General features: G+C 40.5%; 6 protein-coding genes. 3 read left to right on the plus strand and 3 right to left on the minus strand.

Annotated elements, in window-relative coordinates:
* Positions 1-1,976: immune inhibitor A domain-containing protein (locus AC1DSL_RS14910; protein WP_477532773.1), on the plus strand; the 1,976-nt coding region annotated here is incomplete at its 5' end.
* Positions 1,977-2,096: 120 nt separating this feature from the next.
* On the plus strand, positions 2,097-2,225 hold the full coding sequence (locus tag AC1DSL_RS14915; RefSeq protein ID WP_477532774.1) for a hypothetical protein: 129 nt from the start codon (positions 2,097-2,099) through the stop codon (positions 2,223-2,225).
* A gap of 46 nt (positions 2,226-2,271) precedes the next feature.
* Here AC1DSL_RS14915 and AC1DSL_RS14920 read toward each other — a convergent pair whose 3' ends face one another.
* Positions 2,272-3,570, minus strand: coding sequence for an NCS2 family permease (locus tag AC1DSL_RS14920; RefSeq protein WP_016428849.1), 1,299 nt, complete (start codon positions 3,568-3,570; stop codon positions 2,272-2,274).
* 255 nt (positions 3,571-3,825) lie between these two features.
* On the minus strand, positions 3,826-4,584 hold the full coding sequence (locus AC1DSL_RS14925) for a hypothetical protein (protein WP_477532775.1): 759 nt from the start codon (positions 4,582-4,584) through the stop codon (positions 3,826-3,828).
* 188 nt (positions 4,585-4,772) lie between these two features.
* On the opposite strand from AC1DSL_RS14925, the gene AC1DSL_RS14930 reads away from it, so the two are divergent.
* Positions 4,773-5,930: a polysaccharide deacetylase family protein gene (locus AC1DSL_RS14930; RefSeq protein ID WP_477532776.1), complete on the plus strand. Its 1,158-nt coding sequence runs from the start codon at positions 4,773-4,775 to the stop codon at positions 5,928-5,930.
* A gap of 119 nt (positions 5,931-6,049) precedes the next feature.
* On the opposite strand, the gene AC1DSL_RS14935 is transcribed toward AC1DSL_RS14930, so the two are convergent.
* Positions 6,050-6,524 (minus strand): ABC transporter ATP-binding protein (locus AC1DSL_RS14935; RefSeq protein WP_477532777.1); only part of this gene is annotated, 475 nt, incomplete at its 5' end.

Below are 6,524 nucleotides of genomic sequence, written 5' to 3' on the forward strand. Positions count from 1 at the left end.
TAGAAGCAGCGGCAACACCAGGTGTAGAGACACAAGGAAAACTATTAACACTAATGGTAGAATACTCGGATTTTGAACATAAYAATCTCCAACCAAATGAAACAGACAACTACTACGAGGATTACAACACGAAGCATTTCGAAGATATGATTTTCGGTGAAAATGGCGTAAAAGGTCCGAATGGAGAAACATTTGTTTCACAGAAACAATATTATGAAGAACAATCTGGTGGTACGTATACGATTGAAGGAAAAGCATATGGATGGTTAAAACTTCCTGGTACTGCAGCATTTTATGGTGCTGATAGAACAAATGGCGGTCATGATAATGTTGCACCCGGTGGATCGAAAATATTAGTAAAAGATGTATATAACGCGGCTAAAGCAGCAGGTGTCCCATTACAAGATTACGATTTAGAAGATTCACATGATTTAGATGGAGACGGTAACTTCTGGGAGCCAGACGGTTTAGTCGATCACTTACAAATCATTCACTCTGGGATGGGACAAGAAGCAGGTGGTGGTTCATTAGGTGATAACGCAGTTTGGTCACATCGTTCAGCATCATTTGTGGATCTAGATGGACTTGGAACAGGTCTTCCTGGCTTCTACGATTACACAGTTATGCCGGAAGATGGGGCAACTGGTGTTTTCGCTCACGAGTATGGTCATGACTTAGGCTTACCGGATGAATATGACACTGCTTATTCTGGAACAGGCGAAGCTGTTGCTTATTGGTCCATTATGTCTGCAGGTTCTTGGGCTGGTAAAATTCCTGGAACAGAACCGACTGGATTCTCTCCGTGGGCTAAGCAATATTTCCAATCTACATTAGGTGGCGAATGGTTTGAACCAGCCGTATTAGAATGGAAAGATGTTTCTTCGAAAGGTACACAGTTTTTATTAGATCAAGCAAATTCACCACTCGGTAAAAACAACCAAGTTGTTCGCATCAACATACCGAAAAAAGAAACACCTGTGAACACACCTAAATCTGGTAACTTCGAATTCTGGGGTGGTCAAAAAGATGAAAGCGATTCAAACATGGTGACAAACGTTGATTTGACAGGAAAAACTTCTGCTACATTAACTTTTGATGCTTGGTACGAAATTGAAGAAAAATGGGATTTTGCATTTGTACAAGTTTCTAAGGACAACGGTGCGACATGGAAATCTCTTGGTAATGCAAACACGAGAAGTGATGTTGTGGCTGAAGGTTATCCAACAATCCTAAATTCAATGCCAGGACTAACAGGTCATTCTAATGGTTGGACTGAACAATCGTTCGATTTGAGTGAATATGCAGGCCAAAACATTAAACTTCGTTTACGTTCTGTAACGGACTGGGGTACTTCGGAACTTGGTTTCTTTGCGGATAATGTGAAAGTAGTAGCTGATGGACAAACAATCGTAGAAGATGGCGCCGAAACAGAACCAACTAAGTTCACTTTGAATGGGTTTGAGCGTTTCAATGGTAATAAATTTATGAATCATTACTATTTACTAGAGTGGAGAAATCATGCAGGTGTGGATGCAGGTTTAGGCAACATTGCTCGTGGTAATTCACTAATGAGCTATGATGGTGGTTTAGTCGTGTGGTATGTGGATGACAGTTACACGGATAACTGGACTGGGGTTCACCCTGGAGATGGTTTCTTAGGGGTTGTTGATGCACATACGAAAACCGATTTAACATGGAACATTAAAAATGGTACACCGGTTCAAGCAAGTTCTCGCTACCATTTAGCGGATGCAGCATTCGGATTGAATAAAACATCTGGATTGAATCTGATTTATCCAACTCAAACGTTGAATTATGCAAGCCAACAAGGCGTTCGATTGTTTGATGATGCAAATTCATATAGCAATTCATTTATGCCAGATGCAGGTCGCGATTTGCAGTCTTTGGGTTTGAAAATCACTGTAAATGGTCAAGCTGCTGATAAGTCTGTTGGTTCAATCGTCATTTACAAATAACCATCAAGCCCAATAACGTTACTGTTATTGGGCTTTTTTCATTTATATGGTTAACTTTGTATTTATTCAGTTATTATCATTGTTACTGACGAAGATGAAAACAGCAAAACCGTCCTAGCCATGGAGGGATTCCCATCTGCCACTGAAGAGGAGCATTCCGTATTTCAGGATGCCCATGAAGTCATTCAACACGGGTTGGCAGGAACGTTCGATCAATTGGATGCCTTTATTGAGCAGTTAAGAGATTAAAATAGAAAAATGCACCCGCTATTTATATGCGGGTGCATTTTTTGAATTAGCCTATTACATGAACAACGAAATTCATCAGGAACAATCCTGCAATAACGTAAAGTGCCGGCGATACTTCTCGCCATTTACCAATCGCAATTTTCAGGATTGGATACATGATGAAGCCGATTGCAATGCCATCAGCAATGCTATAAGTGAACGGAATCATTGCAATGATGAACAGTGCAGGGAAACTTTCGCTCAAGTCTTTCAACTCGAGATTGCGAATGTTCTGCAGCATCAAACTGCCGATAATGATTAGAATCGGTGCAATGGCGCTATCCGGAATCAGTTTGATAACCGGAATGAAAAAGGCAGCCACTAAAAACAACAATCCTGCAGTCACGGTTGTCAGTCCTGTTCGACCACCCGCTACCATTCCGGCAGCACTTTCAACAGAAGCAACAGTGGGACTCGTACCGAAAATACCGGACATCATCGCAGACACTGAGTTTGCCTGAAACGCACGACTAAATCTGTCTGGACGGTTGATAAATCCAACGTGCCCATGGACTAGCCCAATGTTCTCAAAGACAATGACCATTGTCAGCGAAAATACTGCAATCCAGAATGTCATGGACAGGAAATTCTCAAATGATAGTGCACCAAATGCACCAAATGCGTCAGCCAAGCCTAAAGAGGCATTGTCTGTCTGATTGACATCAATCAATCCGAAGAAATACGCAATGATGGTTCCGGACACAATCGTGATGAGAAAATTCCCAGGTACGTTGCGGATGAACAACACGATTGCTACTAAAAACGTCAAGACAGTCGCAAGCACATGTGCTTCACCCAAAGACCCAAGTGCCAAAATGGAACTTGAGCCTTTTTCGACGATGCCGCCTTTTTCTAGACCAATTAGCATAAGGAACAATCCAAGACCGACAGTGATCGCTTCTTTGAGTGAATGCGGTACAGCAGCACTTAATATTCTCGAGAAAGGCGTAAATGCAATGAACACAAAAATGACGCCAGACACAAAAACAACAGCCAGTGCTTCCTGCCAGGAAAGACCCATTGATTGAACCATCGTATAGGAAAACAACGCATTGATTCCCATTCCTGGTACAAGCAAAATTGGAACATTCCCCCAGAAGCCCATAATCAGACATCCGAACACAGAAGCTGCAATCGTTGCAACAATCGCTGCTTCGAGCGGCATTCCCGCTTCAGACAAGATAAGTGCATTGACCGCAATGATGTAAACCACCGTAAAAAATCCGATGATTCCTGCCATTACTTCCCGCTTTACCGTCGTTCCGTTCGTTTTAAGACCGAAAAATCGGTCAAACCAATTAAACATGTTTTCAACCTTCTATAAAATTAGCCCTCTCCCAACCCGCTCTGCCTGATAAACAGGTAAGCCACTAAGGATTCTAATCATAAAAAGGTCATCTGTCAATCTTTTGAGGTCGTAGATGGGGATCTATTCGCGGTTTTGGAAGTTCTATTCGCGATTCTCGCCTTTCTATTCGCGATTTCAATCATTTCATAGTATTTCCACGTCCAAAACATACAAAAAGACGTCCCTTTGCCAGGCACGTCTTACGCTTTTTCTTCAAGGCTTCTTTTTCTCGTTGTCTTTTGATTTTTGGTTGATAACAAAATGTGTCAATGGATGGTCTGACCCTGTGAACAGTTTTGTTATATACGAAGTGGTGTAGTTATACCCTGTGTCAATTTTTTCTGCTAAGTAATTCGTTCGTTCGAAGAGGATGGATCGGAAATGATCAACTTGTCTTAAGATTTTTTCCGTCAGTGCTTCCTGGTTATCAAGCCGGCTCATTACTTCCGTATGAGTATTTTCTTGGGCATTCATTTGATGCGCCATCTGTTTTTGGAGAATCAGTTGCTCATCAACCTTTTGTTCCAGTTGCTCATTTCTCAACCCTACTTTGTCTAACCGATTCGCTACCTCTTGATTTGAAAGGCTTAGCTGGTTCATGTAATTCATTAAATCTTTGTTGCCTAACGTTTCATTTTCCAATGTTGTTTGTAAAGCTTCACTTTTTCCATCTAGTTTCTTCAACCAATCCAACACTTGATTTTCAACCTTTTCATGGTGGTAATTCACTTTCTTTTGTTCATTGAATCCATGTTGGAAAAACTTCCACTGATTGGTTTGTTTCGTAGCTTGATTTTCCAATAAATCTTTCAGTTCACTAAATGACCGATGCAATTTTTCACTTGTTTTTTGCTGTTCTTCCAACAAATCAGTTAAGTGATTCTGTTTGAAAAATGATTGATTGGGCTCTTGTATTTGCCCATGATTTTTATAAACATCCGGGTGCTTATCTGAATTAATAAATAATCCCATCGCTACTTACACCCCTTTCCTGCAATTCTTTTTCTATCTTATGCAACAAATGCCATATTGGCATTCAGTTCGGAATTAAAGCCGATTTTTCAAGCAATCGAACGGAAAATTTTTTCTCCTTTTCGAATCTATCTGAAGACCTTCTTTCATACACTTACTAAGAAGTTTGATAGATAAAGGGGTTATGAATGATGAAATTAACATATCCGATGTTGTTCCTTGTTGTACTTGTTTTCACTTTATTTTCTTTGCCAACTCCGAGTCTTGCTAAAGAAGATTCAAATCGGTACATAGCATTGCATGACCGTTTATTGGCGTTCGAAAAAGAAGAAGTCCGCCTGGTGAACGCACAAATACTGGTTCCATTCGAAAAAATGTCACGTTATTTGTATGCGGACATTCAAAAGTCAGACAAACAAATCACAATCACAAAAAATGATACGTCCATTTCTTATAATTTTCTAACCACTGAAACGACAGTCAATCAAGTGATTATTTCCGACAACGCGGTCCAAATGATCGACGATATTCTGTACATTCCAGTTCGCTTGTTAGGAGAATCCACAGATTTCAAAGTTGATTACTTATCCGACATCTTAACAGTAAGACTTTATACGGATCGATACCCCCATCTGAGCCATCCGCAGTTTATTCAACAAATAAGGAAGAAACGTAACGAAACTGCATCACCGAAACCAACTCCACCTGCTGAGCCTGGAAAGCCAATTGTTTATTTGACCTTTGACGATGGACCGAATCGCTATACATCCGAGCATTTAAAAATCATGAGAAATTATAATGTAAAGGGCACGTTCTTTTTCGTTGGAAATCAGATTTCAAGTTTCAAATCATTGACTCAGCAAACTTATAATGAAGGTCACACCCTCGCTCTTCACAGCATGACGCATGACCGTAAGAGCGTTTATGCATCCGCACAAGCGTTCATAGGTGAAATGAAGAAAGAAACGGAAATGATTCAATCGCTGACTGGGTTCAAACCTACGTTGGTTCGTACCCCCTATGGAAGCAAGCCCTACGTAACGTCTGCCATGCGTAGTTTACTGAAACAGGAAGGCTACAAAATGTGGGATTGGGATGTCGATACATTGGATTGGAAAATATCAGAAGCCAATTTCCAACAAATTATCACGAGTGTTATAAGGGGCGTGGAGAAAGCCGTTCGGGCCAAGGATCAACACATTGTGATATTACTCCATGATCGTGTACAGACCACAAAAGCTTTACCTGGAATCATTGCCTGGCTAATCGAACAAGGGTATTCAATTCAGCCATATAAGTCTGAGTTGCACGTTCCACAAAATTTTTGGCATGATAATGAGCTTTAGAGGAACCAATTTTTAATGAGCCATTGAAGACATTTCTTAAATTTTTTTATCAAACATCGTTTTAATTCAATCCATATAAAAAAGGGAGTAGCTTTTAATCTACTCCCTTCAAAAATTGCTTATATACCGCCTAGGTATGCTAATTTGATTTGCTCACTTGCTTGTAACTCTGCAGCTGGCCCTGAAACGACCACGCGTCCAGTTTCAATTACGTAACCTCGGTTTGCAATGGATAAGGCAACGTTGGCATTTTGTTCAACTAATAATATCGTCGTACCTTCACGATTGATTTCTTCAATAATTTGAAAAATAGTCTTTACCATAAGCGGTGCTAGGCCCATGGATGGTTCATCAAGCAAAAGAAGTTTTGGTTTTGCCATGATGGCTCTTCCCATCGCTAACATTTGTTGCTCCCCACCCGAAAGTGTGCCCGACATCTGTTTTCGTCGCTCAAATAATCGAGGGAAAAGTTCATACACCTTATCAAAATCTTTGCTTATTTCTTTTGAATCTTTTCGTAGATAAGCCCCTAACTCCAGATTTTCCAGAACGGTCATATTCGAAAAAACACGTCTTCCTTCTGGAACATGAGAA

Source organism: Paenisporosarcina sp. P4_D4 (assembly GCF_056401835.1).